We start from the raw sequence: 15,650 nt of genomic DNA, 5'->3' as shown, positions 1-15,650 counted from the left end.
GTCGGGCCGGTCGGATCCCGGTCACTCGGAATGGAACGAGAAAGGCAGGAATTCGAGGCTGTTGGTGACGTAGGACGGTTTGCGCCGCGGCTCACCGACCAGCTCGATCCTCGCCACGCCGCGCATCGTCTCCTCCAGGAAGACCCCGGTCATCAGCCTGGCCAGCGGTGCGCCGATGCAGAAGTGGCGACCGCCGCCGAAGCTCACGTGCGGGTTGGGGTTCCTGTCCAGCCGGAGCTCCGTCGGCCGGTCGAACACGGTCTCGTCCCGGTTGAGCGACGACAGCCACACGCTCACCGCCTGACCGGCCCTGATCTCGACGTCGCCGAGGGGCGTGTCGACCACGGCGGTGCGCATGAGGTGGTTCACCGGCGTGGTCCAGCGCACGAGTTCGTTGATGGCCGACCGGAGCGGGACCGCCCCGGAGCGCAGCGCGGCCAGCTGCGCCGGGTTGTCGAGCAGGGCGAGCAGACCGCCGGACAGCACCTGGCGCGTCGTCTCCCCGGCCGCCACAGCCAGGTTGTCGCAGGTCAGGATGATCTCGTCGTCGGTGATGTCCAGCCCGTCCGCCTGGGCGAGGACGAACGCCGACACCACGTCGTTCGTCGGCCGGGCCCTGCGCTCCTCGATCAACTCGGCGTAGTAGGCGAGCACTTCGAGGTGCGCCTGGTGCGAGACCATCCCGTCCAGGTCCGCGATGTTGTCCACGGCCGCTTCGGTGAAGCCGGCGACCCGCTCCACGTCCTCGCCCTCGACACCGAGCAGGCCGGCGATGACCTGCAACGGGTACCGCGCCGCGACGTCGTTGACGAAGTCGTGGGGGCCGGCATCGACGACACCGCGCAGCAGGGACCGCGACACCTCCGTCGCCCTGGCCCGGAATCCGGCGGCCGCCTTGGGCGTGAAGAGCGCGGCGGCGGCCTTCCGGAGCACGTCGTGCCGGGGCGGGTCGGACAGCGTCATCATCACCCCCGCACCTGGGTACGGGTCGGAGAGGTTGGGCCGCAGGAACGTTCCCCCGGCCGAGCTGAACCGCTTCCAGTCGCTCAGGACGGCAAGGCCTTCGTCATAGGTCGTGACCGCCCAGAACGGCTCGTGATCCGGTTCGTCGTGCCAGGAGACCGGGCGTTCCCTGCGCAGTCGCGTCCAGACGGCATGCGGATCGCCGTGGGAATAGAGATGGGGATCGGTCAACCCGGTGATGGCGGGCGAGGCCACGTGTCAGCTCCTTCGCGTGGTGGGTGCCGGTCGCAGGGCGGTACGAACCGCGTCGGCGATGACGGAATCCACGGCGGTCACTTCGCTAGGACCGGACGGAAGGCGCGATCATCCCGGTCTCGACGGCCAGCCGGTCGAAGAACGCGGTCCAGTGACGCCACATCTCCTCGGCGGAGTCGAGGACCGCCTGCTCCTGCTCCGGGGTGAGTCCCGAGAACAGGGCGTTGGTCGCCTGGTCGACGTGGTCGGGCTCCTGGGTGACGTGGATGTCGACCCACGCGTTGCGCTCCGTGCCGGACTCCCGGGTGACCGCCTCGCCGATCGCCGAGACCATCAGCAGGTCCGTGACCTCGGTGGCGAAGATGCCGCCGAGCGCGGAGCACCGGTCCGCCGAGCACTTCTCGTACCAGGCCAGCAGCGCGGCGGTCTCCGCGAACGGCGCGGAACCGGTCACCGTCCCGTGGTCGTAGCCCGCCTTCTCCATGCTGTCGGCGTAGATCACCTCGTGGGCGGCCCTGGCCGACCGGGCACCGGCCTCCTGCGAGAGGATCCGGGTGATCGCGCTCTTGGACTCGATGTCGGGCAGGACCGAGATGCAGCGCGCGAGGAAGGTCGGGAAGTAGTGCAGCGGGTGCCACCACTGGCCGAGGAAGGTCTCCACGTGCTCGTGCGAAAGGTCGCGGCTGTGCACCTGCCTGAAGAACTCGTGGTCGACGAAGGCGCGGTGCGCCTCGCTTCCGACGAGTCGGTCGGATATCGATCCAGCGATTTCGACGGTCATGGTATTCGTCTCCTTTTCGAGGCCGGCCCGCACCGTCCGGGATTCCCGATAAAGGTGCGGGACCGGGCGGCTCGCCCACGGCGAGTTCCCCCGCACCGGGGACCAGTATTGGCGCGGTGGTCGAACGGAGACAGAAACTTCAGGCTTATCCGGTGTAGTCACCACGACTACCCGCGGCGGAAATCGGGATTCGGGCCCGGCCGGTATCCGCGGTGACGCCGGGTGCCCGCACGGGAGCACCCGGTACTCGAATGTGAGTACCGGGTGCCGGGGGCGTCGAACTTCTGTGGAAACGGCGAATTCCGGTGCGGTCCGCCGCCTCTCCCGAAGGGCGGTGCGGGCCGGCCGGGGTCAGAAGGCCGGCTGGTCGTCCAGGTCGAAGATCCGCAGGTCGGTGTGGCGGACGGTGTACCAGACGTCCTGGCTGCCCCCGTCGCCCCAGAACTCGGTCAGCGCCGTGCCCCGGGCCTGCGGCCGGACTACGCCCCGGGCCGCCGCCCCTTGCCCGGCGCCCCGGCGAAGGCCTGGGCGATCGGGAGCCAGGCGGTGGCGACCGGCCCGGTGGCGGTGAGGGCGAGGTCGTCCCGGTGGCGGCGCTGGGTCACCAGCAGGCAGAAGTCCAGGGCCGGGCCGGTCACCACGTCCTCGGCCCCGGCCGGGCCGATGGACCAGGACCCGCCGTCGGGCGCGGTCAGTTCGAGCCGGACCGGGCGTCCGGGCGCGGGCAGCCCGTGCAGGCCGAAGGCGAAGCCGAGGGTGCGCAGCCCCAGGCGGGCGATGTGCCGCAGCCGGTCGCCGGGCTCGCGGGTGACGCCGAGCGCGTCCGCGACGTCCTGGCCGTGTGCCCAGGTCTCCATCAGCCGGGCGGTCACCATCGAGGCGGGCTTCATCGGCGGGCCGAACCAGGGCAGCCGGGCGTCGGCCGGGGCGGCGGAGAGCGCCGTCAGCACCGCCTCCCGCCCGGCCCGCCAGCGGGTGAGCAGGGCCGTGGGCCCGGTGGCCGCGCCCTCGCGGGCGCCCTCCTCGACCGGGTCGGCGCCGGCCGACAGCAGCTCGGTGAAGTGCCCGCCGAGCGAGGCGGCGAAGCCCTCGGGGTCGCGCGCGGCCAGGGCCGTCCAGTCGTCGGTCCAGGCCAGGTGGGCGATCTGGTGCGCCACCGTCCAGCCCTCGGCGGGCGTCGAGCGGGCCCAATCCCCGGCCGGCAGGCCGGTGACCAGGTCGTCCAGCACCGTGCTCTCGGCCCGCAGGTCCGCCAGCAGCCCGCTCAGGACGTCACCCGGGGCCTTCGGATCGGTCATCGGCTTCCCCTCGGTCGTCGGCTGCCCTCCCGCGCCGGGGTTCCCGTCCGGACGGGGCAGTTGCTACCCGTCGGTAGTGTATCGCCGCACCCTACGCCCGGCGCGTCACCGGCGTCCGCCACTCCACGAAACACGCATGTCAGGACTCTCGCCACCGGCCCCGCCGCGTGTGACAATGCCGCGATGACCAGGGCTGCGGACCCCCACCTTGCGCACCCCGTCGACGACGCTGCGCAACCCGACGACCCCGAACTCGCCGTGCGCGCCGCCGAGCTGGTGCGGGACGCCGTGCTCGGCGACCTCGCCCGCCGGGTGGTGTCCGAGTGCGGCGCCGACGTCGGCCTGGTCGGGGTGCCCGAGCCGCTGCCGGGGAGCCGCCCGGGCAGCGAGGGCATGGTGCTGCGGCACTGGGCCGGCACCAGGGCCGACCTGCTGCACGACGTGCCCGTCCCGGCCGGGCTCGGCCTCGGCGGCCGGGCACTCGCCGAACGCGCGCCCACCTGGGTGCCCGACTACCGTGCGGCGACCACCATTTCGCACCACTACGACGCGGCTGTGGCCGCCGAGGACCTGTACGCGATGCTCACCGTCCCGCTGATCGACGGCGGCACCGTGCACGGAGTGGTGTACGCCTCGCTGCGCGCCGTCGTCCCGTTCGGGGACGTGCGGATATCCGCGGTCGGTACGCTGACGAGGGCGGCGGCCAGGGCGCTCGCCGGAGCCGCCGCCTGGAGCCGGGACCGGCCCGGGAAGGCCGCCCCCGTACCGCCGTTGACGCCGCGCGAGCACGAGGTGCTGCGCTGGGCGGCGACCGGCAGGACCAACCCCGAGATCGCCGCCCGGCTGGGCCTGACCTGCAACACGGTGACGGGCTACCTCAAGTCCGCGATGCACAAGCTCGGCGTCCGCAACCGGACCGAACTCGCCCTCGCGGCCAAGGAGTCGGGACTGCTCAGTTGACCTGGCGGTCCCGCCCGGCCCAGTACGGCTCGCGCAGCCGGAACTTCTGGAGCTTCCCGGTGGCGGTGCGCGGCAGGGCGTCCCGGAACTCCACCGTGGTGGGCGACTTGTAGCCGGCCAGCCGCTGCTTGCAGTGCGCGATCAACTCGGCCTCGGTGACCGCCTCGTGGCCCTCCCTGAGTACCACCAGGGCCTTCACCGTCTCGCCCCACTTCTCGTGCGGCACCCCGATCACCGCCGTCTCGGCGACCGCCGGGTGGTCGTACAGGCAGTCCTCCACCTCGATCGAGGAGACGTTCTCCCCGCCGCTGATGATGACGTCCTTCTTGCGGTCGGAGATGGTCAGCTGGCCGTCCGTGAGGGTGCCGCCGTCGCCGGTGTGGAACCAGCCGTCCCGCAGCGCCTCGGCCGAGGCCCCAGGCTGCTGCCAGTAGCCGTCCAGCACGGTGTTGGAGCGCACCAGCACCTCGCCGGACGGGTCGATCCGCAGCCGGGTGCCGAGCGCCGGGGCGCCGGCCCGCACCAGCTTCTCGGCCCGTTCGGCGGCGGGCAGCACGTCCCACTCGGCCCGCGAGCGGTTGACCGTGACCACGGGGGAGGTCTCGGTCAGGCCGTAGAGCTGCATGAACTCCCAGCCCAGCTGCTCCTCGACCTGCTGGATCACCGAGGTCGGCGGCGGGGCGCCGGCCACGATCATCCGGACCCGGTCCCGGCCCGGCACCGGGCCGTCCCAGTCGGCGGCCGCGTCCAGCACCATCTGGACCACGGCGGGCGCGCCGGACAGGAAGGTCACCCCGTGCCGCTCGACCCGGCGCAGGATCTCCGCGCCGTCCACCTTGCGCAGCACGATGTGCCGGGCGCCGAGGCCGGTGAGCGCGAACGGCATGCCCCAGCCGTTGGCGTGGAACATCGGCAGGGTGTGCAGGTAGACGTCCCGGTCGCTCGCGCCGTAGTGCAGGGCCATCAGCGTCGCGTTCAGCCAGGCGTTGCGGTGGGTGAGCTGAACGCCCTTGGGGCGGGCGGTGGTTCCGCTGGTGTAGTTGACGGTGGCGGTGTCGTTCTCGTCGACCGCGTACCGCCGCGGGGTGCCGTCGAAGTCGTACAGCACGGCGTCGCTGTCCGCGCCGAGCACGAACCTGTGCTCGGCCACCACGCCGTTCAGGGCGTCGGCGACCTCGGGGTCGACCAGCAGGACGGAGGCCCCGCTCTGCTCGACGATGTACGACACCTCCTCGGCCCTCAGCCGGAAGTTCACCGGCACCAGCACCCGGCCGTACCCGCTCACCCCGAAGAAGGAGGTCAGCAGCCGGGCCGAGTTGTGCGAGACGACCGCGACCCGCTCGCCGGGCCCGACGCCCAGCCGGTCCAGCCCGGCGGCCTGGGCCCGGGCCAGTTCGGCGACCCGGCGGTAGCTCAGTTCGCCCCAGGATTCGGCCGGCTGCACCGGCTCGTCGACGATGCCGACCCGGTCGCCGTAGACCAGCTCGGCCCGGTCGAGGAAGTCCATCACGGAGAGTGGAATCTGCATGGGGCCCACTGTCCTCTCCGGTCCTGCCCCTGCACACCCCCGATCGGGGGTGTCACCCGTCCGTGCCCAGCCCGTCCGTGCCCGCCCCGTCCGCGCGTCCGACGTCCGCGCGTCCGACGTCCGCGCGTCCGACGTCCGCGTGCCCGGCGTCCGCGCTCGCCCCGGCCGCCGCCAGCGCCGCCACCAGCCGGTCCCTGGCCTCGTTCTGGGCGGCGATCCGGCGCTCCAGCACCGCCAGCCGCCGCCGGGCGATCCCCAGCACCCGCTCCGACGGCCGGCCCGCCAGCACGTCCCCGTCCAGGCAGCCGAGCAGCGGCTCGATGTCCTCCAGGGTGAGCCCGGCGGCCACCAGCGCGCGGATGTTGCGCACCCGGACGACCGCCGGCTCGCCGTACTCGCGGTAGCCGTTCGGCGCGCGCCCGGAGTCGATCAGCCCGGCCTGCTCGTAGTGCCGCAGGGCCCGCGCGGTACTGCCCGTCCGGGCCGCCAGCTCACCGATCCGCACCGCCACCCGTCCCTCCCGGTCAGCCCACCAGCGCGCCGCCGTCGACCGGGAACACTACGCCGGTCACGAACGAGGCCTGCGGCGAGGCGAGTCGGGTGATCGCCCAGGCCACCTCCGCCGGGCGGCCGATCCGGCCCAGCGGGGTGTGCTCGATCTGCCACTTCCGGATCGCCGCCCGCTGCTCGGGGCCGTACCCGGAGTGGTCGCCGATCGGGGTGTCGATCGCTCCCGGTGCCACCGCCACCACCCGGATCCCGCGCGGCGCCAGCTCCACCGCCCAGCCGCGGGTGACGGTCTCCAGCGCCGCCTTGCTCGCCGCGTACACCGAGTTGCCCGGCCAGCCGCGCTGCCCGACGGCGGTGCTGACGTTGACCACCACGCCCCGGCTCTCGCCCAGCGCGGGCAGCGCGGCCTGGCCGAGCAGCACCGGGGCGACCAGGTTGGTGGCCAGCAGCGTCTCGACACCCGCCCGGTCGAAGTCGCCGAGCCGCTGCCGGTTCTGCACGATCCCGGCGTTGTTGACCAGTACGTCCAGCCGCCCGAACCGCTCCAGCGCCGCCCGGACGATCTCCTCCGGCGCACCGGGTCCGGTCACGTCCGCGGCCAGCGGCTCGATCAGCGCCGGGTACGCCGCCGCCGTCCCGGCCAGCGGCTCGGGCCGCCGCCCCACCGCCAGCACCCGTGCCCCCTCGGCCGCGAAGGCCCGCGCCGTCTCCCGCCCGATCCCCGTTCCGGCCCCGGTGACCACCACGACCCGGTTCCGCGTCCCGCTCTCGTCGCTCATGCGCCCACTCTCCGACCCTGCCGCCAGCGGCAGGGTCAAGCGGGCGCGGGCGGGCGGGGCCCGTGGCCCCGGCGACCGGGCCGACCGGCTGTCAGTAGGGTCGCACCGCACGGTGACCACCCAGGGGGGAACACACCCATGAACGACCGACAGCCCGACAGCACCGAATCGGGAGGGCCGCGCGTGACCGCCGCGCCCCTGTCGGCCGACGGCCTGCTGCTGCGCCCCTTCGAGGACGCCGACGCGCCCGCCCTGATCGAGGCCTACCGGGACGAGACCCTGCGCCGCTTCACCCGCACCCCGGTGGACGACGCCGGGCAGGCGGCGTACTGGCTGAGCCTCCAGTACGACGGCTGGGCGGCCGGCACCCGGTACGCCTTCGCCGTCCTGGACGCCGGCGAACTGGTCGGCAACGTCGTGCTGAAGCGCGGCACCCCGGGCGGGGAGAGGGCGGAGGTGGGGTACTGGACGGCGGGCCCGGCCCGCGGCCGGGGCGTGGCCCCGCGCGCGGTGGAGGCCCTCACCGCCTGGGCCTTCGCCACCTTCGCCGAAGGCGGCCTGCGCCGGATCGACCTGCTGCACGAGGGTGACAACCACGCCTCCTGCCGGGTCGCGGAGAAGAGCGGCTTCGCGTTGGAGGAGATCGTCCCGGCCTTCCCGCCGTACCCGCTGGACGGCCACCGGCACTCCAGAAAATGGCTGGACGGAGGCGAACGACGCGCTTCACAGTAGGCGCATGGCTTCCCTGGTACGACACGTGACGATCGACTGCGCGGACCCGCACACCCTGGCCACCTTCTGGGCCGGGGCGCTGGAGGGCACCGTGGGCGAGGACGACAACCCCGGTGACGACGAGGCGCTGGTGGAATCCGCCGGCGCCTCGCTGCTGTTCATCCGGGTCCCCGAGGGCAAGTCGGCGAAGAACCGGGTGCACCTCGACCTCCAGCCGCAGGACCGCGGCCGGGACGAGGAGGTCAGCCGCGTGGTCGCCCTGGGCGCCACCGTCCTGGCGGACCGCCGCACCCCGGACGGCAAGGGCTGGGTCACCCTGGCGGACCCCGAGGGGAACGAGTTCTGCATCGAGCGCAGCCAGGCCGAGCGCACCGCGACCGGGAACGCCTGAGCGACAGGCCGGGCGGGCGGCCGGGCAGGGCACGCCGCGGCCGGGCCCCGGGCTCAGCCCAGCTGGACCGAGCGCTTGGCCAGGCCCATCCAGAACCCGTCGATGACGCTGCGCTGGCTGTCCAGGTCGGCCTCGCCGGCACCGAGGGTGACGAACAGCGGGGCGAAGTGCTCGGTGCGCGGGTGGGCCAGGCGTCCGGCCGGGGCCTTGTGCTCGAAGTCGAGCAGTGCGTCCAGGTCGTGGGCCTCCAGGGCGCGTCGGCCCCAGTCGTCGAACTCGGCCATCACCGAGGTGATCCGGCCGTCGTTGCTGAGCGCCCGCAGGTTGTGGGTGAAGAAGCCGCTGCCGACGATCAGCACGCCCTCGTCGCGCAGCGGGGCGAGCTTGCGGCCGATCTCCATCAGCCGCCGCGGGTCGAGGGTGGGCAGCGAGATCTGGAGCACCGGGACGTCGGCGTCCGGGTACATCTCCACCAGCGGGACGTACGCGCCGTGGTCGAGGCCGCGGTCGGGGATGTCCTGGACGGGCGTGCCGGGGGCGCGCAGCAGCTTGCGCACGCGCTCGGCGAGTTCCGGCGCGCCGGGGGCGGCGTACCGGACCCCGTAGTAGTGCTCGGGGAAGCCCCAGAAGTCGTACACCAGTGGGAGGGTGGTGACGGCGCCGAGGGCGAGCGGGGCCTCCTCCCAGTGGGCGGAGACCATCAGGACGGCCTTGGGCCGGGGCAGGTCGGCGGACCAGGCGGCCAGCTCGCCCGGCCAGATCGGGTCGTCGGCCAGCGGCGGAGCGCCGTGCGACAGGTACAGGGCGGGCATGCGCTCAGGGGCCGCGGTGCTCATGGCGTCCTCCTCGGGACCGGGTCGGGTGGTCGTTCACCAGAAGGGAGATAGTTCAAATTTGAACGTCTCCACTGCTACTGAAGGTACACCTTTGTTCGAATTTGAACAACAGGAGTAGGATTCACCCCATGTCCTCACTGAACGAACCCCGCTGGCTGGACCCGGACGAGGCGGCCGCCTGGCGGGGCTTCGTCACGGCGAGCAACCTGCTGAACCGGCGGCTGGAACGCCAGCTCAAGGAGGACTCGGGCCTCTCCCATCAGCAGTACGAGATCCTGGTGCACCTGTCCGCCGCCCCCGGCGACTCGCTGCGGATGACCGAACTCGCCGACAAGCTGGTCACCTCCAAGAGCGGCCTGACCTACCAGGTCACCCAGCTGGAGCGGACGGGCCTGGTCGCCCGCCGCTCCTGTCCCAGTGATGTGCGCGGCGTCATCGCCGAACTCACCGACCAGGGACGGGAGATGCTGCGCCTGGCCGCGCCCGGGCACGTCGCCCTGGTGCGCGAGCTGCTGATCGACGTGCTCAGTCGCGAGCAGCTCGCGATGCTCGCCGAGGGCCTCGGCGCGGTCAGCGCCCGGCTCCGGCTGGACGACGCCTAGGACGCGCCCCGACCCTCGCCGAGCGCCGCCGCCCGCTCCAGCAGCAGCTCCCGCTCCCGCTCGTTGCGGGTCATCCCCGCCGCCCGCTCGAACTCCGCCCTGGCCTCCGCCGCCCGCCCCAGCCGGGCCAGCAGCAGCTCCCGCTCCCGCTCGTTGCGGGTCATCCCCGCCGCCCGCTCGAACTCCGCCCTGGCCTCCGTCGCCCGCCCCAGCCGGGCCAGCAGATCGCCCCGCACGCTCGGCAGCAGGTGGTAGCCGCGCAGCGCCGGCTCCGCGGCCAGCTCGTCCACCAGCTCCAGCGCGGCGGCCGGGCCCCGGGCCATCGAGACGGCCACCGCCCGGTTCAGCGCCACCACCGGGGACGGCGACAGCGCGAGCAGCCGCTCGTACAGTGCGGCGATCGTCGCCCAGTCGGTGTCCTGGTAGCGCCGCGCCTTGGCGTGGCAGGCGGCGATCGCGGCCTGCACCGAGTACGGCCCGGTGCCGGCCCGTCGCAGGGCGTCGAAGCCGCGCCGGATCAGCAGCCCGTCCCAGCGGGCCCGGTTCTGCTCGGCCAGCAGCACCGGCCGCCCGTCGGGCCCGGTCCTGGCGGCCGTGCGCGAGGCCTGGAACTCCAGCAGCGCGGCCAGCCCGTGCGCCTCCGGTTCGGCCGGCACCAGCGCGGCCAGCACCCGGGCCAGCCGCAGCGCGTCCTCGCACAGCTGGGGGCGGAGCAGGTCGTCCCCGGCGGTCGCCGAGTACCCCTCGTTGAAGATCAGGTAGATGACCTCCAGCACCGAGGACAGCCGCTGCGCCCGGTCCTCCCCGGACGGCACCTCGAACGGCACCCCGGCCTTCGCCAGCGCCCGCTTCGCCCGGACGATCCGCTGCGCCACCGTCGGCTCCGGCACCAGGAAGGCGCGGGCGATCTCCGGGGTGGTCAGCCCGCCGAGCAGCCGGAGGGTGAGCGCGATCCGCGCCTCCGCCGACAGCACCGGGTGGCAGGCGGTGAAGATCAGCCGCAGCAGGTCGTCGTCGATGCCGTCCGGTTCGGCCGGTTCCGGCGCGGGGGCGTCCTCCAGCGACCGCCCCACCTCGGCGAGCTTGCGGGCGTAGACCTCCCGGCGGCGGACCAGGTCGATCGCCCGGTGCCTGGCGGTGGCCGTCAGCCAGGCGCCCGGACTGTCCGGGACGCCCTCCCGCGGCCACCGCTCCAGCGCGGCCACCAGCGCGTCCTGCGCCAGCTCCTCGGCGATGCCGACGTCCCGGACGATCCGGGCGACCCCGGCGATGATCCGCGCGGACTCGATCCGGAACACCGTCTCGACGGCCGCCGCCGCGGTCCCGTGGGTACCAGCCCTCTCCGTCACGGCCACCCATCAGAGCAGCCGGCGCGGCGGGAGGCAAACACTGCCACGGCTGTTACTTCGGCGGCTCCGGCGTCTCCTCGATCTGCCGGACCTCGGCCTCGACCGGCCAGTGCACGGGGTGGGCCCGGAGGAAGCGCCGGGTCCACTCCAGGGCCTCGGCGTGGTCCTTGCACTGGAGGATGGCGTAGCCGCCGACGACCTCCTTGGTCTCGGTGAACGGCCCGTCGGTGTAGCCGATCTTCCCGTCGGCCCAGGTCAGCCGGGTGCCCTGGGAGGTCGGGGTCAGGCCGGCGGTCTCCAGCATCACCCCGGCCTTGGTGATCTCCTCGAACAGGGCCCCCATCCGCTGCTCGAACCCCGGGTCGGGCTCCCACCCGTCGCGGGACTGCTCGTCGATGCGGATCAGCGTCATGAAGCGCGGCACGGTGACTCCTCGGTCGTGCGGGCGGGGCCTCTCCCCGCCTCTCACCCCTGCGTCGAACGGGCCGGCGCCGGATCGACACCCGGCGCGAAGATTTCTTCCGCCGATTCCCCGCGCGGGTTCCCCGCTCCGTCATTAGCCAGCAGATGCGAGCCGGAATTCACCCGATCCATCGCATCTGCGAATGCGAGCCCGGCGGCTCGGGTACTCCTCCTCCCGGGCCACGACGGCGTGGCCCGGGAGGAGGGAGCACCCATGACCCCGGCCGGACCCACCGTCCGACTCCACGGCCACCTCGACCGCCCCGCCCGGCTGACGGTGGCGGAGCTGCGCGGCCTCCCCGCGCACCGCGTCGAGGTCAGCTTCGACTGCCGGACCGCCGGCGAGCAGCGCCACGGCTACGAGGGCCCGGCACTGCTGGACGTGCTGCGCACGGCCGGGCCCCGGATCGACTTCTCGGGACGCAAGCAGCGGCTGCGCTTCCTGCTCTCGGTGGCCGGCGCCGACGGCCACCGGGCGGTGGTCTCCTGGGCCGAGATCGACCCGGACTTCGGCGGCCAGGAGATCCTGCTGGCCACCAGCATGGACGGTGCCCCGCTGGACGCCGCCGGACCGCAGCTCGTCGTCCCCGACGACCACTGCGGCGCCCGCTACGTCAGCGCCGTCACCGACGTCTGGCTCGGCCCGCTCGGCGACCCGGCGCACCCCACCCGCTGACCGCCGTCCGGCCCGCCGGGGCCCGGCCGGGCCGCCCGGTCCGGCCGCCCTTCCGGGGGCCGGTCGGGCCGTCCCGTCCCACGGTCCCGTCCGGCCGCGGGGACAGCCTGCGGCCACGGCCCCGAGCCGCACCCCGGAAGGGCCGGACGGCGGTCCGAAAACACTCGCCCGAGCCGGGTTTCCGTGCCAACATGCCCCATATGGGGACGATTCTGCACGGCACCTTGGTCACGCTCCGCCCGGCCACCGGCGAGGACATCCCGGCGCTGGCGGCCATCCGCGGCACGCCCGAGGTGTTCGCCCGCTGGCGGGGCGGTGACGACCTGGCCGGCGAGGTCGCCAGCGACCTGGAGTCGCCCGGTACCGAGACCTTCGCGATCGACGTCGGCGGCGAGGTGGTCGGTGCCATCCAGTGGTACGCCAACAACGACGACGAGTACCGGCACGCCGGGATGGACCTCTACCTCGACCCGACGGTGCACGGCCTGGGCCTGGGCACCGACGCGGTGCGCACGATGGCCAGGCACCTGGTGCACGACCACCACTACCACCGGCTGGTGATCGACCCGGCCGCGGACAACCTCGCCGCGATCCACTGCTACACCAAGGTCGGCTTCCGCACCGTCGGCACCATGCGCCAGTACGAGCGGGGCTCGGACGGCACCTGGCACGACAACCTGCTGATGGACCTGCTCGCGGACGAACTGCTCGACGGCTGAGGGGCCGCGGCGTCCCCGGTGTCCTCGACGGCCCGGCGGCCCGGCGTCAGTCCCGCGCCGCGGCCGGCGGGCAGCCGCAGGAGCGCCGGACCACCAGCTGGGCCGGGAAGGTCCTGGCGCCCCGCTCGCGGCGCTCCCGCCCGCCGAGGACGAGATCCAGCGCGGCGCGGGCCATCTCGTCCTGCGCGGTGGTGACGGTGGTCAGCGCGGGCCCGGCGATCACCGCCTCGGCGATGTCGTCGAAGCCGGCCACCGCGAGGTCCTCGGGCACCCTGATGCCGAGGTCGTCGGCGGCCCGCAGCAGGCCGATCGCCTGGTCGTCCGTCGTGCAGAACACGGCGGACGGCCGGTCGGGCCCGGCCAGCAGCGCGAGCGCCTCGCCGTGCGCCCTGACCCGGTCGAACGGCGCCGGAACGAGCCGTCCCTCGGTGGGCAGCCCGGCCTCCTCCAGCGCGGCGACCCAGCCGGCCGTCCGCCCGGTGACCGGGTCGTGCGGGCTGAGCGCCCGGGTGCCGCCGAAGCAGTGCACCTCGGCGTGCCCGTGTCCGAGCAGGTGGCGGACCACCTCGCGGGCCCCGCCCTCGTCGTCGGCGACCACGGCGACGCCGTCCGGGCTCTCGGCCCGGTGGTGCAGCAGTACCACCGGGGTGCCGTCGGCCGCGTCGAAGCCGGTCAGCCCGGGGGTGGCCGGGTCCTGGGTGACCAGGATCAGGCCGTCCACCTGCATCCCGAGGAAGGCGCGGATGTAGTGCGCCTCGCGTTCGTCGGCGTAGTCGGAGTTGCCGATCAGCAGCAGCCGGCCGTGCTCGGCGGCGGCCTGTTCGACGGCGTGGGCGAGCCCGGCGAAGAACGGCTGGCGGGCGTCCGGCACGACCATGCCGAGCAGGTTGGTCCGCCGCCTGGCCATCGCCTGGGCGACCCGGTTCGGCCGGTAGCCCAGCTCCTCGACCGCCGCGAGCACCCGCGCCCGGGTCGCCGCCGCCACCGGCCGCGGCCCGTCGTTGATCACATAACTCACGACCGCCGTGGACGTCCCCGCCACCCGCGCCACATCGTCCCGTGTCACCCTCGCCATGAGCGTTGAGCCTACACAGCCCCTCCGACCAGCCGGTTTGCCGAGCCCGTGGCGGCCCCGACCGGTGCTCTGCGGTGGCCGGCGGCCCCGGAGCGCCCGGAGCCTGGTGGTGCTCAACCCCCTTCCGGCGCCCGCCGCCTGGCCGTACCTGCCGGCCTCGGTCGCGGTCCAGACGGCGTCCACGGTGCTGCTGCTGCGGGCCTACCAGCTGGGGGACTTCGGGCAGATGTACCCGATCGCCCGGGGCAGCGCACCGCTGCTGGTCGCACTGATATCGGCGGTGCTGCTCGGCCGGCACCCGGGCGCGGGCGAGGTGCTGGGCGTCCTGGTGATCTCCTGCGGCCTGATCGGCCTCGCCTTCGCCCGGGGGATACCCGGCCGGGCGCAGCTGCCCGCCCTCGGGGCCGCGGTCGGCACGGGCGTGATGATCGCGGTGTACACGGTGCTGGACGGCAGCGGCGTGCGGGAGTCCGGGACGGTCGGCGGCTACGTGGCCTGGCTGTTCCTGCTCCAGGGGCCGGTGCTGGTGCTGCTCGTCCGGGTCCGGCGGGGGCCGGGGCTGCTCGCCGGGGCGGGCCGGGCGGTGCCGCTGGGGATCGTCGGCGGGGTGCTCTCGCTGACGGCGTACGGGCTGGTGGTGTGGGCGCAGGCCAGGGGTGACCTGGCGACCATCGCGGCGCTGCGCGAGACCGGCATCGTGATCGCCGCGCTGATCGCCGCCGTGGTGTTCCGCGAGCGCCTCGGCCGGCTGCGGCTGACGGCCGCGCTCACCGTGCTGGGCGGGATCGCCGTGCTGGAACTCGCCCGGCCCTGAGACCGGGGCCGGGCGGTGCCAAACGGTGCCAAACGGTGCCGACCGGCGGGGCCTCAGGCGGCGTCGGGCACGACCACCGTCAGCGAGGTGTCCTGGAGCACGAAGCCCAGCGCCTCGTAGACCCGGCGGGCCGGATTGCCCTCGGACACCACCAGGGTCACGTCGGCGAGTCCGCGCGCGGCGGCGTCCCCGATCGCCCGGCGCAGCAGGTCGGCGCCGAGGCCGCGGTAGCCCCGCTCCGGGTGGCGGTAGACGTCGCCGACCCAGGGACGGCCGTCGCGGTCGGTGAGGACCAGCCCGGCGACCACGCGGTCCTCCGCGTCCACCGCGAGCAGGCTGGACGGCAGCACCGGGCCGATGACCTTGCCTTCGAGCAGCGGGACGAGGCGTTCGGCCATCACCTGCGCGTCCTCGCCGGGGTAGTGGTCGACGTGGCCGACAGGGAACGCGGCCCGCCAGGCCTCGTAGATCTCCTCGGGCGCGCGGTCGCAGGGCACCGCCCGCAGGCCCTCGCGCAGCGGCGTCCCCGCCCAGTCGGCGGGCGGGGGATCGGCGCGCAGGTCGCGGCGGAAGGTGTGGGCGTGCCGCAGCACCCGCGCGCCCTGCGCCACGAGTTCCTGCCCGAGCCCGGGCGGTCCTGAGACCACCCAGCCGGGCAGCTCGGCCCGGACGAACCCGGCGGCGTCCACCGACTCGTCCAGCACTTCCAGCAGGTCGGCCCAGGGCCGTCCGTCCCGCTCGTCCAGCAGGTAGCGCAGCACCGGCTCGCCGTCCGTACCGCGCCTGACCACCCGGTCCTCGGTCATGGCCCACCCCACAATCTCGCTGTCGTTCGTCGGCGGCCCATGGTCACCGAGGCCCCGCCCCGGGGCAACCGGTTTTCCGGGTTCCGGGGTGACGGGCGACGAGCGAGCGGCGGC

General features: G+C 74.1%; 18 protein-coding genes. 7 read left to right on the top strand and 11 right to left on the bottom strand.

Annotation, left to right across the window (positions count from 1 at the left end; translation table 11 throughout):
- Positions 1-21: 21 nt before the first annotated feature.
- The 3 genes from ACZ7C5_RS31605 to ACZ7C5_RS31595 all read right to left on the bottom strand — a co-directional run bounded on the left by ACZ7C5_RS31605 (position 22) and on the right by ACZ7C5_RS31595 (position 3,297).
- Positions 22-1,218 carry a cytochrome P450 gene (locus ACZ7C5_RS31605; protein ID WP_470323989.1) on the bottom strand — a complete coding sequence of 399 codons (1,197 nt, stop codon included), beginning with the start codon at positions 1,216-1,218 and terminating at the stop codon, positions 22-24.
- 85 nt (positions 1,219-1,303) lie between these two features.
- Positions 1,304-1,999 carry a TenA family transcriptional regulator gene (locus ACZ7C5_RS31600; RefSeq protein WP_401079643.1) on the bottom strand — a complete coding sequence of 232 codons (696 nt, stop codon included), beginning with the start codon at positions 1,997-1,999 and terminating at the stop codon, positions 1,304-1,306.
- 479 nt (positions 2,000-2,478) lie between these two features.
- Positions 2,479-3,297 carry a TIGR03084 family metal-binding protein gene (locus ACZ7C5_RS31595; protein WP_401079645.1) on the bottom strand — a complete coding sequence of 273 codons (819 nt, stop codon included), beginning with the start codon at positions 3,295-3,297 and terminating at the stop codon, positions 2,479-2,481.
- A gap of 183 nt (positions 3,298-3,480) precedes the next feature.
- Between ACZ7C5_RS31595 and ACZ7C5_RS31590 the strand changes: the two genes are divergently transcribed.
- Positions 3,481-4,257 (top strand): helix-turn-helix transcriptional regulator, encoded by a 777-nt coding sequence (locus ACZ7C5_RS31590; protein WP_470323988.1) that lies wholly within the window; start codon positions 3,481-3,483, stop codon positions 4,255-4,257.
- Here ACZ7C5_RS31590 and ACZ7C5_RS31585 read toward each other — a convergent pair.
- The 3 genes from ACZ7C5_RS31585 to ACZ7C5_RS31575 are packed head-to-tail and all read right to left on the bottom strand — an operon-like array spanning position 4,250 to position 7,074.
- Positions 4,250-5,785, bottom strand: coding sequence for an AMP-binding protein (locus ACZ7C5_RS31585; protein ID WP_401079649.1), 1,536 nt, complete (start codon positions 5,783-5,785; stop codon positions 4,250-4,252). The genes ACZ7C5_RS31590 and ACZ7C5_RS31585 overlap by 8 nt on opposite strands.
- A 52-nt stretch (positions 5,786-5,837) precedes the next feature.
- The gene (locus ACZ7C5_RS31580; RefSeq protein ID WP_470324034.1) at positions 5,838-6,290 is read right to left on the bottom strand and encodes a MerR family transcriptional regulator; all 453 of its coding nucleotides are present in this window, start codon (positions 6,288-6,290) and stop codon (positions 5,838-5,840) included.
- A gap of 19 nt (positions 6,291-6,309) precedes the next feature.
- Entirely contained in the window at positions 6,310-7,074 is a 765-nt protein-coding gene (locus tag ACZ7C5_RS31575; RefSeq protein WP_470323987.1) for an SDR family NAD(P)-dependent oxidoreductase, read from the bottom strand.
- A gap of 183 nt (positions 7,075-7,257) precedes the next feature.
- On the opposite strand from ACZ7C5_RS31575, the gene ACZ7C5_RS31570 reads away from it, so the two are divergent.
- Positions 7,258-7,806, top strand: a complete 549-nt coding sequence (locus ACZ7C5_RS31570; protein ID WP_470323986.1) for a GNAT family N-acetyltransferase — start codon at positions 7,258-7,260, stop codon at positions 7,804-7,806.
- 4 nt (positions 7,807-7,810) lie between these two features.
- On the top strand, positions 7,811-8,197 hold the full coding sequence (locus ACZ7C5_RS31565) for a VOC family protein (RefSeq protein ID WP_401079655.1): 387 nt from the start codon (positions 7,811-7,813) through the stop codon (positions 8,195-8,197).
- 53 nt (positions 8,198-8,250) lie between these two features.
- Here the strand turns inward: ACZ7C5_RS31565 and ACZ7C5_RS31560 are convergent, their stop codons facing one another.
- Positions 8,251-9,033, bottom strand: a complete 783-nt coding sequence (locus tag ACZ7C5_RS31560) for a dioxygenase family protein (protein ID WP_401079657.1) — start codon at positions 9,031-9,033, stop codon at positions 8,251-8,253.
- 137 nt (positions 9,034-9,170) lie between these two features.
- Between ACZ7C5_RS31560 and ACZ7C5_RS31555 the strand changes: the two genes are divergently transcribed.
- Complete coding sequence (locus ACZ7C5_RS31555) at positions 9,171-9,635, top strand: MarR family winged helix-turn-helix transcriptional regulator (protein ID WP_401079817.1); 465 nt, start codon at positions 9,171-9,173, stop codon at positions 9,633-9,635.
- On the opposite strand, the gene ACZ7C5_RS31550 is transcribed toward ACZ7C5_RS31555, so the two are convergent.
- Together ACZ7C5_RS31550 and ACZ7C5_RS31545 are read right to left on the bottom strand one after the other, a co-directional pair.
- Entirely contained in the window at positions 9,632-10,984 is a 1,353-nt protein-coding gene (locus tag ACZ7C5_RS31550; RefSeq protein WP_470323985.1) for an RNA polymerase sigma factor, read from the bottom strand. The two genes, ACZ7C5_RS31555 and ACZ7C5_RS31550, sit on opposite strands and share 4 nt — an antisense overlap.
- 52 nt (positions 10,985-11,036) lie before the next feature.
- Positions 11,037-11,408, bottom strand: coding sequence for a YciI family protein (locus ACZ7C5_RS31545; protein WP_401079661.1), 372 nt, complete (start codon positions 11,406-11,408; stop codon positions 11,037-11,039).
- Positions 11,409-11,660: 252 nt separating this feature from the next.
- On the opposite strand from ACZ7C5_RS31545, the gene ACZ7C5_RS31540 reads away from it, so the two are divergent.
- Together ACZ7C5_RS31540 and ACZ7C5_RS31535 are read left to right on the top strand one after the other, a co-directional pair.
- Positions 11,661-12,122, top strand: coding sequence for a molybdopterin-dependent oxidoreductase (locus ACZ7C5_RS31540; RefSeq protein ID WP_401079663.1), 462 nt, complete (start codon positions 11,661-11,663; stop codon positions 12,120-12,122).
- Positions 12,123-12,322: 200 nt separating this feature from the next.
- Positions 12,323-12,841 (top strand): GNAT family N-acetyltransferase, encoded by a 519-nt coding sequence (locus ACZ7C5_RS31535; protein ID WP_401079665.1) that lies wholly within the window; start codon positions 12,323-12,325, stop codon positions 12,839-12,841.
- A 46-nt stretch (positions 12,842-12,887) separates the two neighbouring features.
- On the opposite strand, the gene ACZ7C5_RS31530 is transcribed toward ACZ7C5_RS31535, so the two are convergent.
- Entirely contained in the window at positions 12,888-13,916 is a 1,029-nt protein-coding gene (locus ACZ7C5_RS31530) for a LacI family DNA-binding transcriptional regulator (protein ID WP_188297866.1), read from the bottom strand.
- Between the two features lie 109 nt (positions 13,917-14,025).
- Between ACZ7C5_RS31530 and ACZ7C5_RS31525 the strand changes: the two genes are divergently transcribed.
- Entirely contained in the window at positions 14,026-14,730 is a 705-nt protein-coding gene (locus ACZ7C5_RS31525) for an EamA family transporter (RefSeq protein ID WP_401079667.1), read from the top strand.
- 53 nt (positions 14,731-14,783) lie between these two features.
- Here ACZ7C5_RS31525 and ACZ7C5_RS31520 read toward each other — a convergent pair whose 3' ends face one another.
- Positions 14,784-15,536: a GNAT family N-acetyltransferase gene (locus tag ACZ7C5_RS31520; RefSeq protein WP_401079669.1), complete on the bottom strand. Its 753-nt coding sequence runs from the start codon at positions 15,534-15,536 to the stop codon at positions 14,784-14,786.
- Between the last annotated feature and the right edge of the window lie 114 nt (positions 15,537-15,650).

The sequence above is a fragment of the Kitasatospora sp. NPDC036993 genome (assembly GCF_055607525.1).
The sequence above is the reverse complement of the archived record's forward strand: the minus strand, read 5'-3'. Positions and strand labels throughout refer to the sequence as shown.

Coding starts and splice junctions, on each gene's coding strand:
- ACZ7C5_RS31520 (WP_401079669.1), bottom strand. CDS start 15,536: ATGACCGAGGACCGGGTGGTCAGGCGCGGTACGGACGGCGAGCCGGTG.
- ACZ7C5_RS31530 (WP_188297866.1), bottom strand. CDS start 13,916: ATGGCGAGGGTGACACGGGACGATGTGGCGCGGGTGGCGGGGACGTCC.
- ACZ7C5_RS31590 (WP_470323988.1), top strand. CDS start 3,481: ATGACCAGGGCTGCGGACCCCCACCTTGCGCACCCCGTCGACGACGCT.
- ACZ7C5_RS31560 (WP_401079657.1), bottom strand. CDS start 9,033: ATGAGCACCGCGGCCCCTGAGCGCATGCCCGCCCTGTACCTGTCGCAC.
- ACZ7C5_RS31565 (WP_401079655.1), top strand. CDS start 7,811: ATGGCTTCCCTGGTACGACACGTGACGATCGACTGCGCGGACCCGCAC.
- ACZ7C5_RS31585 (WP_401079649.1), bottom strand. CDS start 5,785: ATGCAGATTCCACTCTCCGTGATGGACTTCCTCGACCGGGCCGAGCTG.
- ACZ7C5_RS31575 (WP_470323987.1), bottom strand. CDS start 7,074: ATGAGCGACGAGAGCGGGACGCGGAACCGGGTCGTGGTGGTCACCGGG.
- ACZ7C5_RS31600 (WP_401079643.1), bottom strand. CDS start 1,999: ATGACCGTCGAAATCGCTGGATCGATATCCGACCGACTCGTCGGAAGC.
- ACZ7C5_RS31535 (WP_401079665.1), top strand. CDS start 12,323: ATGGGGACGATTCTGCACGGCACCTTGGTCACGCTCCGCCCGGCCACC.
- ACZ7C5_RS31540 (WP_401079663.1), top strand. CDS start 11,661: ATGACCCCGGCCGGACCCACCGTCCGACTCCACGGCCACCTCGACCGC.
- ACZ7C5_RS31595 (WP_401079645.1), bottom strand. CDS start 3,297: ATGACCGATCCGAAGGCCCCGGGTGACGTCCTGAGCGGGCTGCTGGCG.